Origin of the sequence: Culicoidibacter larvae, assembly GCF_005771635.1 — a bacterium.
Taxonomy (GTDB): domain Bacteria; phylum Bacillota_I; class Bacilli_A; order Culicoidibacterales; family Culicoidibacteraceae; genus Culicoidibacter; species Culicoidibacter larvae.
Genome location: NZ_VBWP01000004.1, coordinates 1 through 18,926 on the forward strand (window position 1 = coordinate 1; position 18,926 = coordinate 18,926).

At 39.6% G+C, this 18,926-nt stretch carries 16 protein-coding genes; 13 read left to right on the plus strand and 3 right to left on the minus strand.

The window, feature by feature from the left end:
- The 5 genes from FEZ08_RS05475 to FEZ08_RS05495 all read left to right on the plus strand — a co-directional run.
- Positions 1-1,972: M23 family metallopeptidase (locus tag FEZ08_RS05475; RefSeq protein WP_138190710.1), on the plus strand; the 1,972-nt coding region annotated here is incomplete at its 5' end.
- 149 nt (positions 1,973-2,121) lie between these two features.
- A complete protein-coding gene (locus FEZ08_RS05480; protein WP_138190711.1) occupies positions 2,122-3,063 on the plus strand; it encodes a D-alanyl-D-alanine carboxypeptidase family protein in 942 nt (313 codons plus the stop codon).
- A gap of 123 nt (positions 3,064-3,186) precedes the next feature.
- Positions 3,187-3,984 carry a thymidylate synthase gene (locus FEZ08_RS05485; RefSeq protein WP_138190712.1) on the plus strand — a complete coding sequence of 266 codons (798 nt, stop codon included), beginning with the start codon at positions 3,187-3,189 and terminating at the stop codon, positions 3,982-3,984.
- The gene (locus tag FEZ08_RS05490) at positions 3,985-4,455 is read left to right on the plus strand and encodes a dihydrofolate reductase (protein ID WP_138190713.1); all 471 of its coding nucleotides are present in this window, start codon (positions 3,985-3,987) and stop codon (positions 4,453-4,455) included.
- A gap of 12 nt (positions 4,456-4,467) precedes the next feature.
- Entirely contained in the window at positions 4,468-5,193 is a 726-nt protein-coding gene (locus FEZ08_RS05495; protein ID WP_138190714.1) for a lysophospholipid acyltransferase family protein, read from the plus strand.
- A 64-nt stretch (positions 5,194-5,257) separates the two neighbouring features.
- Here the strand turns inward: FEZ08_RS05495 and FEZ08_RS05500 are convergent, their stop codons facing one another.
- Complete coding sequence (locus FEZ08_RS05500; RefSeq protein ID WP_138190899.1) at positions 5,258-5,443, minus strand: helix-turn-helix domain-containing protein; 186 nt, start codon at positions 5,441-5,443, stop codon at positions 5,258-5,260.
- A 145-nt stretch (positions 5,444-5,588) separates the two neighbouring features.
- Here FEZ08_RS05500 and FEZ08_RS05505 point away from each other — a divergent pair, with 145 nt between their 5' ends.
- The 4 genes from FEZ08_RS05505 to FEZ08_RS05520 all read left to right on the plus strand — a co-directional run bounded on the left by FEZ08_RS05505 (position 5,589) and on the right by FEZ08_RS05520 (position 9,436).
- Positions 5,589-5,939, plus strand: a complete 351-nt coding sequence (locus FEZ08_RS05505) for a helix-turn-helix domain-containing protein (RefSeq protein WP_138190715.1) — start codon at positions 5,589-5,591, stop codon at positions 5,937-5,939.
- A 157-nt stretch (positions 5,940-6,096) separates the two neighbouring features.
- Entirely contained in the window at positions 6,097-7,452 is a 1,356-nt protein-coding gene (locus FEZ08_RS05510) for an N-acetylmuramoyl-L-alanine amidase (protein WP_171014957.1), read from the plus strand.
- A 155-nt stretch (positions 7,453-7,607) separates the two neighbouring features.
- Positions 7,608-9,059: a glycoside hydrolase family 1 protein gene (locus tag FEZ08_RS05515; protein ID WP_138190717.1), complete on the plus strand. Its 1,452-nt coding sequence runs from the start codon at positions 7,608-7,610 to the stop codon at positions 9,057-9,059.
- A gap of 116 nt (positions 9,060-9,175) precedes the next feature.
- Positions 9,176-9,436: a hypothetical protein gene (locus FEZ08_RS05520; protein ID WP_138190718.1), complete on the plus strand. Its 261-nt coding sequence runs from the start codon at positions 9,176-9,178 to the stop codon at positions 9,434-9,436.
- 30 nt (positions 9,437-9,466) lie between these two features.
- Here FEZ08_RS05520 and FEZ08_RS05525 read toward each other — a convergent pair whose 3' ends face one another.
- Both FEZ08_RS05525 and FEZ08_RS05530 read right to left on the minus strand, forming a co-directional pair.
- The gene (locus FEZ08_RS05525) at positions 9,467-12,970 is read right to left on the minus strand and encodes an FtsX-like permease family protein (RefSeq protein WP_138190719.1); all 3,504 of its coding nucleotides are present in this window, start codon (positions 12,968-12,970) and stop codon (positions 9,467-9,469) included.
- 13 nt (positions 12,971-12,983) lie between these two features.
- Positions 12,984-13,685 (minus strand): ABC transporter ATP-binding protein, encoded by a 702-nt coding sequence (locus FEZ08_RS05530; protein WP_138190900.1) that lies wholly within the window; start codon positions 13,683-13,685, stop codon positions 12,984-12,986.
- 239 nt (positions 13,686-13,924) lie between these two features.
- On the opposite strand from FEZ08_RS05530, the gene FEZ08_RS05535 reads away from it, so the two are divergent.
- The 4 genes from FEZ08_RS05535 (at position 13,925) to miaA (ending at position 18,910) form a co-directional block, all read left to right on the plus strand.
- Positions 13,925-14,533 carry a TetR/AcrR family transcriptional regulator gene (locus FEZ08_RS05535; RefSeq protein ID WP_138190720.1) on the plus strand — a complete coding sequence of 203 codons (609 nt, stop codon included), beginning with the start codon at positions 13,925-13,927 and terminating at the stop codon, positions 14,531-14,533.
- 94 nt (positions 14,534-14,627) lie between these two features.
- Complete coding sequence (locus FEZ08_RS05540; protein WP_138190721.1) at positions 14,628-15,833, plus strand: CCA tRNA nucleotidyltransferase; 1,206 nt, start codon at positions 14,628-14,630, stop codon at positions 15,831-15,833.
- Positions 15,830-17,800, plus strand: coding sequence for a DNA mismatch repair endonuclease MutL (gene mutL, locus FEZ08_RS05545; protein WP_138190722.1), 1,971 nt, complete (start codon positions 15,830-15,832; stop codon positions 17,798-17,800). The genes FEZ08_RS05540 and mutL overlap by 4 nt, the downstream gene beginning before the upstream one ends.
- A gap of 210 nt (positions 17,801-18,010) precedes the next feature.
- Entirely contained in the window at positions 18,011-18,910 is a 900-nt protein-coding gene (gene miaA / locus FEZ08_RS05550; protein ID WP_138190723.1) for a tRNA (adenosine(37)-N6)-dimethylallyltransferase MiaA, read from the plus strand.
- The last annotated feature ends 16 nt before the right edge of the window (positions 18,911-18,926 follow it).

Consider the following 18,926-nt stretch of genomic DNA (forward strand, 5'->3'; position numbering starts at 1 on the left):
AGTTACAATCACAACTGCATCAAGTCTCAATGTTGATTATTTGAATGGTATTTATGAAAATGATCAATTGAAAATTCAAGCGAAGACAACTGTAGGATTTGAAAATCAATCAGTTGATGTGTCAGCTTCAAATATAACTGCTAAGTATATTAATCTAACAACTGGCAAACAAATGACTGCAGTTGTTGGTGCGACAACAAAGTCAGGAATAATCAATTATGGTATATATCTTTCAGATTTAAATGTAGGTGAGTATGAAATCGCAACTCAATTTTCATCAACACTTACTTCAAGAATTATGACTAGTTCAACGGAACAAACAAGAATCGTTTTGGGTACTAGTGGTAAGATTGCGACAGTATATCAAATTGATGGTAAGATGCGTATTACAGTGAGTAATATGAGTGTGGATTTTATTGATGGAATAATTCAAACTGGAACCTTAATAATTCAAGGTAACTCAAAAATCGGTACTAGTAATTTAACAGCAGCACAGGTGAGCGCTAAACTTGTTAATACAAAAACCGAACAGGAAACACCACTTGTTGTAGGAGCGACCACAGTAGCAGGAAAAATTAATTATGGATTAGACATAAACAAATGGACAGCTGGAGAGTATGAAATCCTGCTAACTAGTGGTAGTGACCAAACCTGGATGTCGAATACTACAAACACTCAGAAGACAGTTTTACTTGACGCAAGTACAAATAAAATTGCGGTTATTGGGCAAAACAATAATCGTTTGCGAGTTACAATCACAACTGCATCAAGTCTCAATGTTGATTATTTGAATGGTATTTATGAAAATGATCAATTGAAAATTCAAGCGAAGACAACTGTAGGATTTGAAAATCAATCAGTTGATGTGTCAGCTTCAAATATAACTGCTAAGTATATTAATCTAACAACTGGCAAACAAATGACTGCAGTTGTTGGTGCGACAACAAAGTCAGGAATAATCAATTATGGTATATATCTTTCAGATTTAAATGTAGGTGAGTATGAAATCGCAACTCAATTTTCATCAACACTTACTTCAAGAATTATGACTAGTTCAACGGAACAAACAAGAATCGTTTTGGGTACTAGTGGTAAGATTGCGACAGTATACCAAGTTGATGGTAAAGTGAAGGTAAAAATATCAACAATTTCCTCGGACTATTATACTGTATTTGAAGAGGGGGGACTTTTGAAAGTACAGGCAGTAGATACTAAAATATTTACTGATAGTGGTTCAAGCTTATTAAGTGCATCGCAAATATCAACAAAGTTAATTAATATTTCTAACAATAGTCAATTAACGATGAAGGTTGGAGCAACAACAAAACCAGACTTCATTAACTACGGAGTGTATTTAAATGATGTGAAGCCTGGGACGTACGAAGTTTTGGTTACTTATGGTGACCACAAACTAACGATGACTAACTATAATAATAGACAAAATAAAATAACTTTAAGTTCTGGAAAAGTAGTTACGACAAGTACGGTTAATGGGAATTTAAGAATTACAATCACAGACACTCAAACTATACTTCATAAACCTGCTTCATCAGGAATTATTTATTGCTTATTAGAGACGTGCTATGGTGAGGACTATGGTGGAAGACATAATGGTAATGATATATCAAATAATGGTGGCGCTACTGTGTATAGTATTTCTAATGGAGTGGTCGATATGGTTGGCTACGTTGGTTCCTTGGGGAATATGGTAGGAGTAAAGTATAGAATTAATGGTGTCGATTACTATGTTATATATGCACATCTAAGAGATTATACTGTTTCAGCTGGTCAGAATGTGTCAGCAGGACAAATTCTTGGATATGTTGGAAAAAGTGGTGGACAAAGCAACGAGCATTTACATATTGAAATAATAAGAGCTACATATTATATTGGAAATCCAGATGAACGCAGAATATATGCAAGACCGCTTACAGAGTTGTTTCCAAATTATAAATTAGGATTATGGATTTGACTCTAAATCTTATTGAGACTAAAACCCCGGGATGCCTTGAGTATCCCGGGGTTTTAGTTTGCTTAAGGAAATTGTAAGAATATCGTATGTTGGTATTAAAGTATTACGTTGTCTGGTGTGGTTTAATTAGGACACAGGAGTGAAATGTAATGCAAAGAAGAGACAGAAGAAGAGTGAAGCGGCGGTTGAAAGGTCCGGTAAAATGGGGAATCGCGATTGTGGTTACTGCGGTTGCCATTGCCAGTGGTTATAGTTGGGTGGTGCTAAGCAAGACGGTGAGTCTGGAGGCACCGCAGGTGGTGAGCGAAGTGAAGAGTAGCAAGCCGCTGCCGAATGTATATAGTCAGGCTTTTGTGTTGCTTGATGCGCGTAATAATAGTGTGGTTGCCCAGAAGGGTGGCGAGGATAAGATTTATCCGGCGTCATTGGTGAAGATGATGACGGTGATTTTAGCGATTGAAGAGAGCCGCGATTTGCAAGAACGAGTGACGCTCTCGGCAGATATCTTTTCTTATTTGTTTACTAATGATGCTTCGGTTGCTGGATTTTCCAGTGGTGAGGTTGTGCCAGTTATTGACTTGTTGTATGGCGCGATTTTGCCTTCCGGTGGTGATGCGGCGCTGGGATTGGCGGAGCATGTCAGCGGGTCGGAGACCGCGTTTGTTGGGTTGATGAATCGTAAAGCGGAAGCGCTGGGGATGAAGTATACCCACTTTACTAATGCTAGCGGATTGCATGATGCGAATCAGTATAGCACGGTTAGCGATTTGGTGATATTGATGCAATATGCTTTGCAGAATAATACTTTCAAGCAAGTAATCAGTACGCCGGAATATACCACCTATGAAGCTGATGCGCACGAGGAAGGTTTATCTTTTAGCAGCACATTCTTCAATATGGCAGATAACCGCTTAGCAAAAGGCAAGTTTATCGGCGGAAAAACCGGGACGACTGATGAGGCTGGGCTGAATCTGGCGTCGGCAGTTGAAGTAAATGGTACTACTTATATCTTGGTGAGTGCCGGTGCTAAGGATGATGGTAATAAAAATCAATATGAGGATGCAATTACTATTTATAATGCTTATCTTTAAGTGGAAGAATTGTTGAAGAGGGTGCTGCCGGTGGCAGCACCCTCTTCTTTCTTTTTTCGAAACATAATTGCTTTCTTTTGAGTGGTGTTTTTGGTATAATAAGCGACAGGAGAAGTGATAAGTATGGAGCAGTATAAAGCATTATGTCGCTATGTTTTGGCGCATGGTAAAGAGAAGAAAGACCGCACTGGTACCGGTACAATCAGTACTTTTGGTTATCAAATGCGTTTTGATTTAAATGAAGGATTTCCAATGGTTACAACTAAGAAGTTACATTTGAAATCAATTGTTCATGAGTTGCTTTGGTTTATTCAAGGGAATACAAATGTTCAGTATTTACAAGATAATGGAGTCCGTATTTGGAACGAGTGGGCTGATGAGAATGGTGATTTAGGTCCGGTTTACGGGCATCAGTGGCGGCATTGGACTGGCAGTGATGGTGTTGAACATGATCAGTTAGCAACTATTGTTGATGATTTAAAAAATAATCCCTTTTCACGTCGGCACATTTTGAGTGCTTGGAATGTTGGTGATTTGGATAAAATGGCATTACCGCCTTGTCATGCTTTTATTCAGTTTTATGTTGATCCTGATATGAAGCTTTCTTGTCAGTTATATCAACGTTCTGCTGATATTTTCTTAGGTGTGCCATTCAATATTGCATCATATGCGTTGCTGACAATGATGTTAGCACAAGTATGCGGTTTAGGATTAGGAGATTTCGTTCATACTTTGGGTGATGCTCATATTTATTTAAATCATCTTGAGCAGGTGAATGAGCAATTGAGTCGTGAACCGTATCCATTGCCAAAAATGCTTTTGAATCCGGATATTACTGATATTGACGGATTTACGTTTGATGACTTTGAGTTGGTTGATTATCAATCACATCCGCATATTCCCGGAAAGGTGAGTGTTTAGATGATAGCTTTAATTGTTGCTGTAGATCGAAATCTGGGTATTGGCTGCAAAAACCGTTTACCTTGGCACTATCCAGAAGATTTGCAATATTTTAAGAGAATGACGTTAGATTCTACTGTAGTTATGGGTTATAATACCTATTTATCAATCGGTAAGCCATTACCAAATCGCCATAATGTAGTGGTTACTAATGATACTTCATTACAAATTGATGGCGTTGAAATGGCTTATGATTTAGTTGACTATCTCAATGATTATAAAGATAGTGATGAGCGCATTTTTATTATTGGCGGAGCAAGTATTTATGAACAAAGTTTTGCGTACGCTGATGAATTATTTATCACTGAAATTGATGATGAATTCGCTGTTGATACGTATTTCCCAAATTATAAAACTGATGCTTTTGCACTTGAGAGCGAAGAAGTCTCAGGAATTTTACATTTTAAAAAATTTAACCGAGTTTCAAAATAGGAGGAACTAAGGGTGCTCTATTCAATATTAATGTTCCTGGCTTGGTTTCTGGGAATTATAGTTGCTTTATTTTTATTTTTCTGGGCATTAGCTTTTGTTTTACGATTACCTGTTTTTTCGATAAAAGCACAAAATTTTATTGCTAAAATTGGGTTTCCGTTTTTAATCTTTTTTATGCGGATTAAAACTGTGGTTGTTGGCCGTGAAAATATACCAAAAATTTATCCGGAAGGGTATTGCATTGTTTCCAATCACCAAAGTGCCTATGATATTGGTGCCTTAGTTGCTCAATTTCCTGATCCGGTTGCATTTATTGCAAAGAAGGAGTTGCGACAAGTACCTTTTTTAGGTTCATGGATGATTACAATTGGGTGTTTATTTATTGATCGAAATAATATGCGCCAATCATTGGATACAATAACGCGTTTGGGTAGCCAGAAAGTACGTGATGGTCAACCGATGATTATCTTTCCGGAAGGAACCCGGAATCGACAAAATAAATTAGGGAAATTTCGTCCCGGAAGTCTACGGATGGCGACTGAGGCGAAAGCACCGATTGTTCCGGTGACAATGGTGAATAGTTTTATGGCATGGCGGGGCTATCCGTTTAAAAGTCAGACAGTTACGATGCATGTTCATCCAATTATTCCCTACGAAACATATAAAGATATGAAAATAACTGAACTGTGTGATATGATTGAGGACATTATCGCCAGTAGTTTACCAAATGAGGAATAAAAAATGCTCCGAAATCGGTTTTCGATTTTGGAGCATCAAAATTATATAAGAAGCATAAATAATATTAGTTGAATATTTCTTCAGGGGATACCATTAAAAGATTGGCGATTTTATTAGCCATCTCATAACTTAATGTGCGCTTCTGGTTTTCAATCTGCCAGTAATAACTGGTACTGATTTTTAGCTTTTCTGCCATATCTGCACAAGAAAGACTGCGTTTTTTTCTAAGTTGAATTAAGTTCATATACATATTTGCACCATCCATCTTTTCGTCTATTTGACTATTTATTGCTTTAATTATAGCTTATAAGGCTAAAAGTATTCAATGCTTTTTGTTAAAAGTTTAGAATATTATATTGGGGAAGATGAGAGAGTATGGGATTAGGTGAATAGGTATGAAAAATAATTTGCGTTTTTTGCGACGGCAGAAGGGTTGGACTCAAGATAAGTTGGCAAAGAGCCTTGGAACAAGCAATCATAGTATTTCTTCATATGAAATTGGCAAGCGTGATATTCCCAATGATTTATTGGTGAAGTTAGCAGATATATTTGATGTCTCAGTCGACTATTTGCTTAATCGTGGTATGGAGTTACATGAGGTTGGCGGAGAATACAAGACCAATCGGGATATTATTTTTGAGCGGTTAATGGAGTATCCGCAAATTTATATGTATTTATTAGATAGTAAGCCGGAAGATATTCGGCGCTTGGCGCAATTTTTATCTTCGGTGCAAAATAAAGGATAAGGGCCAATCGTAAGATTGGTTTTTTTATTTGAAATAGTTGAAAAGCGGCGGTCGGTTGGACCGCTGCTTTTCTTTTTTTCTCCCTTGGAAGAAACACTTTAAGCTTTGTTTAAGTTTCGCTTAGTATACTTAGGCGGAAGCGAGGAGTGTGGGTGTTGTGAGTCGATATAAATGGTTGAATGTCATTGGTTTTATTTTAGTGAGTTTGTCTATAGCTTTGGTTACCGTTTTAAGTGTACAAGCTTTGTTTAACAGTCCTGAGAGTGAGGTTTTGGCGCAAAGCAGCAGTGTGGCTGATTTGCTGGATGATAATGAGGATGCAGAGCCGGTTGAAAGTTTGCTGGTTAATGGCGGTCTCTTGTATGTTGGGGACGCATATTTACAGACGCCTTATGTTGATGTTGCTGCTAATAGCACCAATGGTAAGTATTATGTGCTGATTTCTCAGGAAGAGGTGTATTATTATACACGTTTGGATGCCGGTGATGCGGGAATTAGTTTTGCTGATGTTGCCGATGGACTGTATACGCTAAAAACTGAAACCGATGATGCTTTGTCACAGATTTTATACGTTGGGGAAACAAAAACATTGAGTTTCTATACTGTTCGGGTTAATGGCTATGCTAAGAAGATAATTATTGAGGCGACAAAGGATAGTGTGTTAAAGATTGTTGTATCGACTGTTGCTGCTGATAGCTTTGATGATGCTGATATAGTTTTAGACCCGGGACATGGAAATATTGTTGGCAGTGAACAGCCAGGGGCGTGTTCTGACTATATTGATGCGGCATATTTTGGTGGTAGTTGTGAACGGGAAGTAATGCTGGTGGTGAGTCAGTATATTGGTGAACGGCTTGAGGACCACGGTTTGGTTGTTGATTATACCCGAACCAGTGATGATACTGCCTACGAACCGACTAGCGGATATACCAATGCTGAGTATGATCGTGATGATTGGGAATTTACTAAGGCAGATGAGGTGGCTAAGACAACGACAGTACTGGCTAGTAATGCTAAGTTGTCGCTTTCACTGCATTTTAATGAGAGTGACGCCGGTAATCAGGATTTGGATGTTTACCAGTCAATATTTAAGTTAGACACGGCGGTTAGTAGCGCAAAGGCTGGGGTACAGGATAATATTGGTGAAGACTTGCAAAACGCGCTCAAGACGTCAAATAGCGGCGATATTTACTTGCTTGAACGTGATTATTGTTTAGCTTATGATGCGACTGAGGAAGAGGAAGATTGTACATGGGGCGAGTATGATTATTATTATCCGATTCGTGAGTATGGCGGTGCATTTACTAATGCTATGTACATGGACAATAATATCGCGTATAATACCTATGAAGTGAGTCCGGAAGCGCTACTGATTGAATTATTTAATGGTGCTAATAGTGAGGAAGTTAAGCAAATTGAATATAACTTGCAATATCCGAACGCTAACTCTAGGTTGGAGGCAATTGTGAAGGCAATTGTTGAACATTATGGTGTTGATTATGTTGGGGTATAAAGCTAGGAAAAAAGCTGACTAAAGTCAGTTTTTTTCTAATTTTGACTGCCTTTTTCAGAAAGTGAAAAAACTGTTGATTCTAAAAAATTCAGTGGTATGATGAGGGTATCTTGCACAGTTAGCTGACGCAAAATTTTAAACAGGAAGGTGTTCTTATGACACAAGTGAAAAAAGGATTTCCGCAAGGATTTTTATGGGGTGGAGCGACTGCTGCCAACCAAGTTGAAGGTGCTTACGATGTCGATGGTAAGGGGTTAACAACGGCTGACTTAGTGAAGTTTGTTCCTAAGGAAGAACGTACTGGGGTTATGTCTTTGGATGTGAATAAAGCACAGATGGAAGCAGCATTAAAAGATGTAGAAGGTAATTATCCAAAACGTCGCGGGGTCGATTTTTATCATCATTATAAAGAAGATATTGCTTTGTTTGCTGAAATGGGATTTAAAGCATATCGGATGTCAATTGCTTGGGCGCGTATTTTTCCTAATGGTGATGATGCGGAGCCAAATGAAGCTGGACTGGCTTTCTACGATGATGTTTTTGATGAGTTGGCAAAATATGGTATTGAGCCAATCGTGACGATGTCTCATTACGAGATGCCAATTGCTTTAACATTGAACTATGGTGGTTGGGCAAATAGAAAATTAATTGATTTCTTTGATAATTATGCACGTACTATTTTTAAACGGTATAAAGGCAAAGTAAAATATTGGATGGGTTTTAATGAAATTAATGTTATTGCTTTAAGTCCTTATACTGGTGGCGGTATTCTAAGTGACACTGAGAATGCTGATAAACTTGCATATCAAGCGGCGCATCATCAATTTGTAGCAAGCGCGCTTGCTAAGAAAGCTTTATTGGAAATTGATCCTGAAGCTAAAATGGGATGTATGTTAGGGCGGATGACGACTTATCCGGAAACTTGTAATCCTGAAGATGTGTTAAAAGCACAATTCTTAGATCACTTCAATCTTTTCTATGTTGATGTATTGGCGAAAGGTATTTATCCGGAGTATTTAGATGCTTATTTTGCGGAAAATAATATTACAATTGAAAAAACAGATGAAGATTTAGCTTTAATCAAAGCATATACCGTTGATTATATTTCATTCAGTTACTATATGTCACTTGTTGCCAGCAGCAAAGGCGGCAAAGAAATGACTGTTGGGAACTTGATGAGCGGCATCAAGAATCCTTATCTTGAATCGAGTGACTGGGGCTGGCAGATTGACCCGGTTGGATTGCGAATTACTTTAAATCATTTCTATGATCGTTATAATTTACCATTATTGATTTCTGAGAATGGCCTTGGTGCTCATGATGTTGTTGAAGCTGATGGCAGCATTAATGACGATTACCGCATTGATTACATGCGTAAACACATTGAACAAATGGAGTTAGCTATTCAAGATGGTGTTGATTTATTCGGATATACAATGTGGGGACCTATTGATATTATCAGCGCCTCAACTTCAGAAATGAGTAAGCGTTATGGATTTATTTATGTAGACCAAGACGATTATGGTAATGGAACGCTTAAACGTTCGAAGAAAAAATCATTTGATTGGTATAAAAAAGTTATTGCTACGAATGGTAAAGATAGATAAAGTTGAAAAGCCCGCGGCCTTTGTGCCGCGGGCTTTTGAATCCGGTCATAACCGGATTTTTTTGACATGGAAAAATGGAGAGGATATAATTAGAAATAATTATGGAGTGTGATACTTTGAATATTTCTAAGGAAACGTATAATCATGAATTAAATTATCTGGCTAAAATTGTTGAGAACTGGGATGCTCATGCTGATTCTAAACATATTTTTGATCGGTTTATTAAGAAACTAATTGCCAGTGGCTGGCATAATGATGCCATTTATGATTTGCTTATGGATATTGATAGCGAAGGTATTTTTACAGCTAGTGGCGATGCCAGTGATTATATAGATGATGCAGTTACGGTATTGAGAGGTAATTTATATCGTAAATAAAAAAGCGGCAACCTTGGTTGCCGCTTTTTCCTATTCTACAGATTTAAGAGCTTCTATCATATCAACTTTGCGTAATTTGCGGTGGATTAAGACCATAACTACGAGTGAGAAGAAAAAAGTAATCAGTGCTGAAATAATATAGTTAGTCATTAAAATCGGGGGGCTGAACATGATTGCTTCCGGCGGTAACATGGTGATAATAAAGTAATGCATAAGCCAACCAAGTCCATAACCGATAAGAATACCAAATCCGGTTAGGAATAGTGTTTCACGGTAGACGTACATGGTTACCTCTTTTGGGTAGAAGCCAAGTACTTTAATTGTTGAAAGTTCGCGAATTCGTTCAGAAACATTGATATTGGTTAAGTTGTAAAGGACTACCAGTGCTAAGAGCGAGGCACAGACAATTAATACAACGATAACGGTATTAAGACTGCCAAGAACCGCGTCCATAGCTGTACTCAAGTAATTTGATTGAATGACCGTAAGAATGGTCTTGTCTTGCATCAGTTCACTAGAGAATTCGGCTTCATGTGATTTGCCATCAGCAGTTAATTCTATGAATGAGGCGTTGACTTTTGGTGTCTCGCCAAAGACGGTTTCATAGTATGCCGGTGAAAGATAGATTGAGTGACCAATATACATTTCGGCTATTTCGCTAATCTGTACTTGGAATTTTTCGCCACTATCATTATCAATGATTTCAACTGCATCACCTGGGCCAATACTAAGTTCAGTGGCAATTTTCTCGCTGATGATTGCACCGGTATCAGAAAGTGTATATTCTTCATGAGAATTTCGATCACGCAAGGTAATGAATTCTGGAAGGTCGCTACTCTCTTGTGGCGTTACCAAAGTGATTGTTTGAGTCGTATTGTCAACTTTGATATTGTAGTTTTGATAAGTGATTGGCTTACTTGCCGTTACGTCAGAATTTTGTGCAATCGCGCGAGTTTCCTCAGCAATTGCACTGTCCGTTGCATCATCTTTGTAGACGGCAGTTAAATCGTAGTGATATATTTCACCGTATTGTTTATCTACAATACCAGTTAAGGAGTCTTTGATACCAAAGCCAGTAATCAGCAGGGCAGTACAGCCGGCAACACCGAAAATGGTCATAAACATTCGTTTCTTGTAACGGAATAAATTGCGGGCAGTTACTTTATAGTTAAATGACATCCGCTTCCAAATGAAGGTCATTCGTTCAAGGAAAATGCGGTTGCCGCTTTTTGGTGGTTTTGGTCGCATTAACTCGGTAGCATTGTCTTTCAAATCGCTGCGGGCCGAGAAGATTGCTGCTCCAGTTGTACAAAGGATTGCGATGGCAATACCGATAAAACTGTAGAGCCATGAAATCGTGATGCTGAAGGAACCGAAATTATAATTGGTGGAGTAGGCGGTAAAGATAATGTTTGGCAAGATAGTATGACCTAAAATAATACCAATCAATGCGCCAACAATTGCTGCAACAGTACCATAAATAACAAATTTCTTCATAATCGAACGTCGTTCATAACCAAGCGCTTTTAAAGTACCCATTTGACTTCTTTGCTCATCAACCATTCTAGTCATTGTTGTCAATGAAACTAAAGCCGCAATAGCGAAGAAGAATACCGGAAAGACATTAGATAAAACGTCAATTCGGGTTGAATTTTCATAATATTGAGTATAGCCAGTATTATCATCACGGGTACGAGCCGTGTAGACCGGTAGTTTTAATGTAGCTAAGTCTTTTTTAGCATCAAGCAGTTTGATTTCGGCATCAGCCAATTTACTTGCTGCTTCCGGACGCGCATCGGCCCAGGTTGTTGCTTTTTCATTAAATGCTGCTTCACTGCTTGCTAAGGTGGCAAGACCGCTATTGATTTGTGCCTGAGCAGAATTAATTTGTTCATAGTAAAGTTGTGAGTTGGCTTCGTAGACTTGATAGCCACTTTGATAGGCAGCGAGTCCTTGGTTATATAATTGTTTCGCTGCTTTAAGCTCAGCTGATTTAGCATCAAGGGTTGCTTTTACTTGTTGCAATTGTTGCGCCTGAATATCGAGTTGGGCTTGAGTAGCATTTAATACTTGCCATTCACCATTTAATGTTGCTTCTTGATTTTGCCAAGCAACCAAGTCTTGGTCATATTGACTTTGATCAGCTTGTAATTGACTTTGCTCGGTAGCAAGTTCCTGATCTCGGTTTTGTAAATCAATTTTACGTGCATCTAATAATGCTTGTAAAGCTTGAATTTCTGGGGTATCGCCTTCTTGTTGGCGGCGATCATTTAAAGCGTCTTGATCAGTTTGCCAAGTATTCCATGCAACAGTTTGTGATGCTAAATCATTACTTAAGCTAGTTGTGCGATTTTGTAAATCAGTTTCAGTTGCAGCTAAGGTAAGAGCATCAGCATCAAGCTGTGACTGACGTGCAGTCAGATCAGCACGGGTTTGATCAGCTTGTGCCTGTGCGGCAGCAAGTAATGACGCTGCGGCATTGTATTGTTCAGTTGCTTGATTCAGTTGCACTTCACCGGCAGTGATTGCCGCTAAACTTTCATCAAGAACAATTTTCGCGTCGCTCAACTTCTTGCTGCCGGCTTGCAGTTCGGCAAGCCCGGCAGCCGCTTTTTCATCCAAAATAGTTTGTGATGATGATAGCTGAGCTTTGGCAGCATCTAGTTCTGCGGCACCATCATTAATAAGTGCATCAGTGTCAGTAATTTGCTGGCGGCCATCACGAATTTTTTTCTCAGCATCAGCAATTTCGGTTTGGGCTTCACGTTTGATTGATTGTAGCCGTAATTCCGGACGCGGTTTCAATGCGACTTCAACATCAGTTGTGTGCTGGGCAATTAAATCAGTGTATTGATCGCTGTATGCGGGGATGTTAGCTGTATCAGTAAAGGCGAGGCGGGCAATGGTGTAGACCGGTAAATCAAAGTCAACTTCAGGAACAACGCCAAAAGTATTCAAAGTACCGCTGCCAACCGATGTTTGACCTAAACGAGTAGTTTCGACGAATTCTGGTGAGCGAACAAAGCCGACAATAGTAAATTGATTACGAGTTAAAGTCTCCTTAATTGGTTCTTGCTCGTTATCATAAAGCGTTATTGTTTCACCTAATTGGTAATTATTTTTCCCGGCGAAGTTACTATCAAGAGCAATTTCACCGCTTTTTGCCGGCATTCGACCATCAGTAACTTGGTATTGCGAAAGTTCATCAGTTTGTGAAAAGATACGGGCAGAATGACCATCTGTATCAATTAACGCATCAGTAAAATAACCATACTCGGCAGTTTTAAGTCCGGGTACAGCATCGATAGCTTTCTGATCATCTTCATCCAAACCATAAGTTGAAATAACTGACATATCGGCCAGTTGATATTGCTGATAATAGGCATCGGCAACATTACGCATACTAGGGCCGGTCACTTTTAACCCGATAAACACAAAAACGCCAAGCGCAATAAGTGCTAATATTGAAAGAAATCGGGTCTTGGAACGCATGATTTCGCGGACGATATCTTTATTTAATGCAGATTTTCTCATAGTAATTTGATACCTACCATTCAATTGTGTCTATTGAAACCGGATGTGGGTTAAGGTGTTCGCGATACACGTGGGCATCGCGAATCTCAATAACACGATCAGCAATCGGGGCAATTGCGCTGTTATGAGTAATAACGATGACGGTCGTCCCGGTTTTCTTACACGTATCTTGCAGTAATTTTAAAATTGTTTTACCGGTTTTATAGTCAAGCGCCCCGGTCGGCTCATCACAAAGTAAAAGCTTTGGATTTTTTGCCAACGCTCGGGCAATCGCGACCCGTTGTTGCTCACCACCCGAAAGCTGCGCCGGGAAGTTGTTCAGGCGGTCGCCAAGACCAACTTCCTCCAAAACCGTTTTAGCATCGCTGGCGTCGCTGACAATCTGTGATGCCAGCTCAACATTTTCCAGGGTAGTCAGGTTAGGCACCAGGTTATAAAACTGGAACACAAAACCAATATCTTTTCGGCGATAGGTCGTTAACTCACGTTCATTGAACTGAGCGATATCAACACCGTCAACAATAACTTGACCGGAATCATTAGTATCCATGCCACCTAAAATATTGAGTACTGTTGATTTTCCGGCACCGCTGGCACCGAGGATAATTGCAAACTCGCCTTTTTCTATTGAAAAGGTGATGTCATTATTAGCAACAATAACGCTATCGCCCATATGGTATTCTTTATGATTGTTTATGACTTCTACATATGCCATTTGTAACAGTCCTTTCATATTATTCAAAAAATGAACAACGTGTTGAATTTTGTATAAATTTATCATATAGTATATTTGTAGGATACTCAATAGGCAGAAAATGTAAAAGTGTTCAAAAATCAGACTTTTTGCAAATCGCCGCGTCCGTAGGAAGTGCTCCAACACGGAGTTAGTACCTTTTGGTGTTGGGGTGCAGTCTTTGGAAATAGCCTGATTTATAAAATTACGGAGGTGAAAAAATGCTAACTAAAAGCGAAAAAACGAAAGAGCAGATAAAACAGGTGTTTGTTGAATTGATGAAAGAGAAAGGCTTTGAGCATATCAAGGTTACTGATATTGCCCGCAAAGCTCATATTAATCGTGGCACCTTTTACTTGCATTACATTGATAAATTTGACTTGCTCAATCAATTGGAAATGGAAATAATTAATCAAATAAAAACTATTCTCGATAGTGGAATGAATGAATTATTTGCACCACATAATCATACTGAAGATAATCAGATGAACGACCCGGCTTACTTAGTAACTGAGAAAGTGCTTGAATACTTATACACTGAAGCTGATTTCATAACCGTAATTATTAGTGATAAAGGTGACCCGCATTTCCTCAACCAAGCCAAAGAACTATTCCGCGACATCGTCAATATGGAGTTACTTAAGCAAAAAGGAACGGACACTTATTTGGCAGGAATCCCTCAAGATTACGCCGAAGAAATATTCTTAGGCGGAATCATCAACATTATTGTGCACTGGTTGCGCAAAGGCACACCAGAATCGCCAAAAGCAATTGCAGAATTAATTACCTTGACCAGACATATGACCCCGGTTGATATACTGGAGTTATAACATAATTAAAAAACCGGCTATATGCCGGTTTTATCACTTTAATGCAAATAGTGCTTTATGTTATAATAGTAAAGGAGCAAGTGAGGTGGGTAACATGCAATTAAAGATTCCTGAAAGTATTCAGTTAGTAATCGATAATTTCGAAGCCAATGACTTTGAAATTTATTTGGTTGGCGGTTGTGTCCGCGACCTGTTGCTTGGAACACAACCTCAGGATTTTGATATGACAACCAATGCCTTGCCGCAAGATGTTGTGCGGTTAGCCGAAAAGTTTGCTTGGCAAGCTACGGTAACCGGGGAGAAGTATGGCACGGTAACGGTTATTGTTGCCGATTTGGCGATTGAGATTACCACTTACCGGATTGATAGTAAAAACGGGGATGGTCGAAGACCAGAAGAAGTTGTTTTTACTGCCGATATTGTAGATGATTTGGCTCGCCGTGATTTTACTATTAATGCTTGTGCGTATACGCCGGCTAGAGGGTTAGTTGATCCTTTTGGCGGTCAGGAAGATTTAGCAGCTGGAATTATTCGTACTGTTGGTGAACCGGAGTTGCGATTTAACGAGGATTATTTACGTATGTTGCGGGCAGTGCGATTTGCAACCCGTCTGCATTTTATTATTGAGCCGGTGATGCTGATGGCGATTAAAAAATTGGCACCAAAGGTGGCAGTGTTGAGTTATGAGCGGTTGCGTAAAGAGCTGGGTGAAATTATTCAGGCTGAGCATTGTTTATATGGTCTGAAGTTGCTTGAAACAACTGGGCTATGGCAACAGATTTTTCCACAGACAATGATAACCGACATTGATTTGCAGCGGTTGCCGTTTTTCCCGAAGAATGAGGACTGGCGCTGGTTGGCACTGGCTTGGTTATTATGCCCGACAGCTAGTGACATTGATATATTTCTGGCGCCAATTGCATTATCTGAAAATCGTAAGCACTGGATAAAACGTATGTATAACAGTCTGCAGCAAGCAGATGTGGCAATGAATGTGGTTGCGTTGAAGCGGGCGTTAGCACCGCTGGCAATCAATGAACGTGAGGATTTTGTTCAGTTCATGCGGCTGGCAATTGAGCCGGTAGCATATTTTGCTGAGGTTGAACATATTTTTTCCAAGCGGGAACCATTGAGGATTGAAGAACTGGCAATTGGTGGCCATGATTTGCTGGCATTAGGTCTGCAAGGTGCGGCGATTGGTGAGACATTAAATCAGTTACTTGATTATGTGTATCAATTGCCGGAAAAGAATACCAGAGCAAGCTTAATAAAATTTTGCCAAGAGGAGTTGAAGGTATGAATAATAAAATAATATTAATGAGTCAGCAACTCTCTAATAAAATTGCTGCCGGAGAAGTTGTTGAACGTCCGGCTTCGGTTGTTAAGGAGTTAGTTGAAAATGCAATAGATGCCAATAGTACTGAAATCGAGGTTATTCTTCTTGATTCAGGTATTCGTTCGATTACGGTTATTGATAATGGCGATGGCATGGAACGCGAGGATGCGGTTATGGCATTTGAGCGTCATGCAACCAGCAAGATTCATGATGAATATGAATTGTTTCATATTCAGACATTAGGATTCCGAGGGGAAGCCTTGCCGTCGATTGCGTCAGTATCGCAAGTGACGATGGAAACTTCGACCGGAGATGTTGGTACCAAGGTTGTTATTCATGGCGGTAATGAAAAAGAGGTTATTGCTACAAGTGCCCGTAAGGGAACCAAGTTTGTTGTTGAAAACTTGTTTTATAATACCCCAGCGCGGTTAAAGTATTTGAAATCAGTACATACAGAACTCGCACATATTGTTGATTTTATTAATCGTATGGCTTTAGCCCATCCGGAAATTCGTTTTCGTTTGTTGAATAATCAAAAAGAGATTATTAAGACTTTCGGCAGTAATGATTTTAAACAAGCGCTGGCGGTTGTTTATGGCTTAGATACAGCTAAAAAGATGATGCATATTGAAGCCGAGGATTATGACTTTAAGATTGATGGTTATATTTCAATTCCGCAGGTGCAGAAAAATACGCGTAATGCGATTACGTTGATTGTCAATGGTCGTTCAATTAAGAATTATAGTTTAATTCGCGCGATTACTGATGGCTATCATACGATGATGCCTAAAAATTGTTTTCCGATTGCTTTGTTGTCGATTACAATGGATCCGCTATTAGTTGATGTTAATGTGCATCCTTCTAAGTTAGAAGTGCGTTTTAGTAAGGAACAGCAACTCAAGGAGCTGATTACTGAAACGATTCGCAAAGTCTTGTTGCAAAAACAATTTATTACTCAGATTGAACGGCAGAAAATGCCAAAAGATACAAGTGCTCAGCAGAAAATTAGTTTTAGTGCAACTGAGAAAGCTCCCGTGGTTGAACAGCGGGAGTTTAAGTATCCTAATGCTGCGGAAACGAGAAGTGATGCGACAACGCCGAAGCGGGAGCAGGTGGCGCAGTTTATTGAGGCGATTAAGCCGGATAAGGAAGCTACGATGACGCTTAGCGAAGGTGAGCCGGAGTGGCTGGTGGATAAAACTGATGTGAATCAAGGCATGGATCCGGTGTTTGATTTACCTGGTCGCGAAACTGATGCGGCGACGCTACCTGCGGTGGAGTTGCCTGAGGCTTTACCAGAAGCAGAAGATTTGGCAGAAAAAACTTATGTTCGTGAGGAAGCTAACGCGGCGAAAATTCCTGATTTGGAAGTCATTGGGCAATTTCGCGGTACTTATATTATGGCGCAGAATGAGGATGGCTTGTTTATCATTGATCAGCATGCGGCTCAGGAACGGATTAAGTATGAGATGTACTTTGCTCAATTGGGGCAGCCGATTACTGCTTGGCAGGATTTACTGATTCCCCATACTATTGAGTTGCCATATAATGAGTTTATTGTTATTGATGCTCATTTGGACTTGCTGGCAGGCATTGGTTTAGTGCTTGAAGCGTTTGGGCATCAGTCATATATTATCCGCACAATGCCGGTATGGATGACCGGATTGCGCGAAGATGAATATATTCAAGCGATTATTGACCAAATTGTTGAGAAACAAGATATTTCGGTTGCTGATTTGCGTGAGGCAGCGGCAATTATGATGAGCTGTCGTTATTCGATCAAGGCAAATCATAATTTGACTATCACTGAGATGGAAGATTTAATTAATGAGTTGCGCAAATGTGAGAGTCCGTATACTTGTCCGCATGGACGTCCGGTTATTATTAGCTATTCGGTGTATGATGTTGAGAAATGGTTCAAAAGAGTTTAATCTGTTGAAAAGCGCTCGCAATCTTTGAAAACCAGTAAAAATTGCTCAGTTACGTATGTTTAGATACGCGCCTTCACAATTTTTACTGGTTTCCTTTGATTTCAATCGCTTTCAATCAGCTTAAACATAATGGCATAAATTTTAATTTTGAGACAATAGTTTCCATGGGACTATTGTCTCAACTTAAGTGTTTTGTAAAGGAGGGGTAATATGCAGAAAGTTCTAGTTATCGTCGGTCCTACGGCATCAGGAAAAACGGCGTTGTCAATTGAGTTGGCTAAGCAGTTTAATGGTGAAATTATCAGCGGTGATTCGGTGCAGGTCTATCGCGGTTTGGATATTGGCAGTGCTAAAGTTCGTGTTGATGAGATGCAAGCGGTGCCGCATTTTGGTATTGATATTTTAGATGCCGATGCAACCTATAGTGTCGCTGACTTTCAAGCTTTTGCCCGTCAAAAGATTGCTGAAATCAGTAGTCGTGGAAAGTTGCCGATTATTGCCGGTGGTACTGGTTTATATGTGCAGGCGGTGCTTTATGATTATCAGTTTGATGATAGTATCGGTGCTATTGATGAGCGCCAATATGATGAGTGTAGCAATGAGGAGTTATATGCACGTTTACAGGCAGTAGATGCTGTGAGTGCAGCTGCGACTCATGCTAATAATCGCCGACGAGTGATGCGTAGCTTGGCAATTGCTGAGTCGGGAACGAAGAAGTCGGAGCTGGAGGCGCAGCAACAGCAGGAGCTTTTGTATGATGCCTTAGTGATTGGTCTTGATGTACCACGACCTACATTGCATGAACGCATTAATATGCGAGTTGATCAGATGGTTGCTGATGGTTTGTTTGATGAAGTGCAAGGACTTTATCAGCGACAAGCTTTTGGTCGCCAGAGTGCGGCTGCAATCGGGTATAAGGAAGTTATTACTTATTTAGAGAATGAATGCAGTGAGGATGAAGCAGTAGAGCAGATAAAGATTCATACTCGGCGTTTTGCTAAGCGGCAGATGACTTGGTTTCATAATCAGCGTTTGGCAATTGAATGGGTTCCTTATGATGAGTCAGATTTAGCAATGCCAAAAGTCGATGCTTGGCTGAAAGATAAATAATGAAATGAGGATTAAT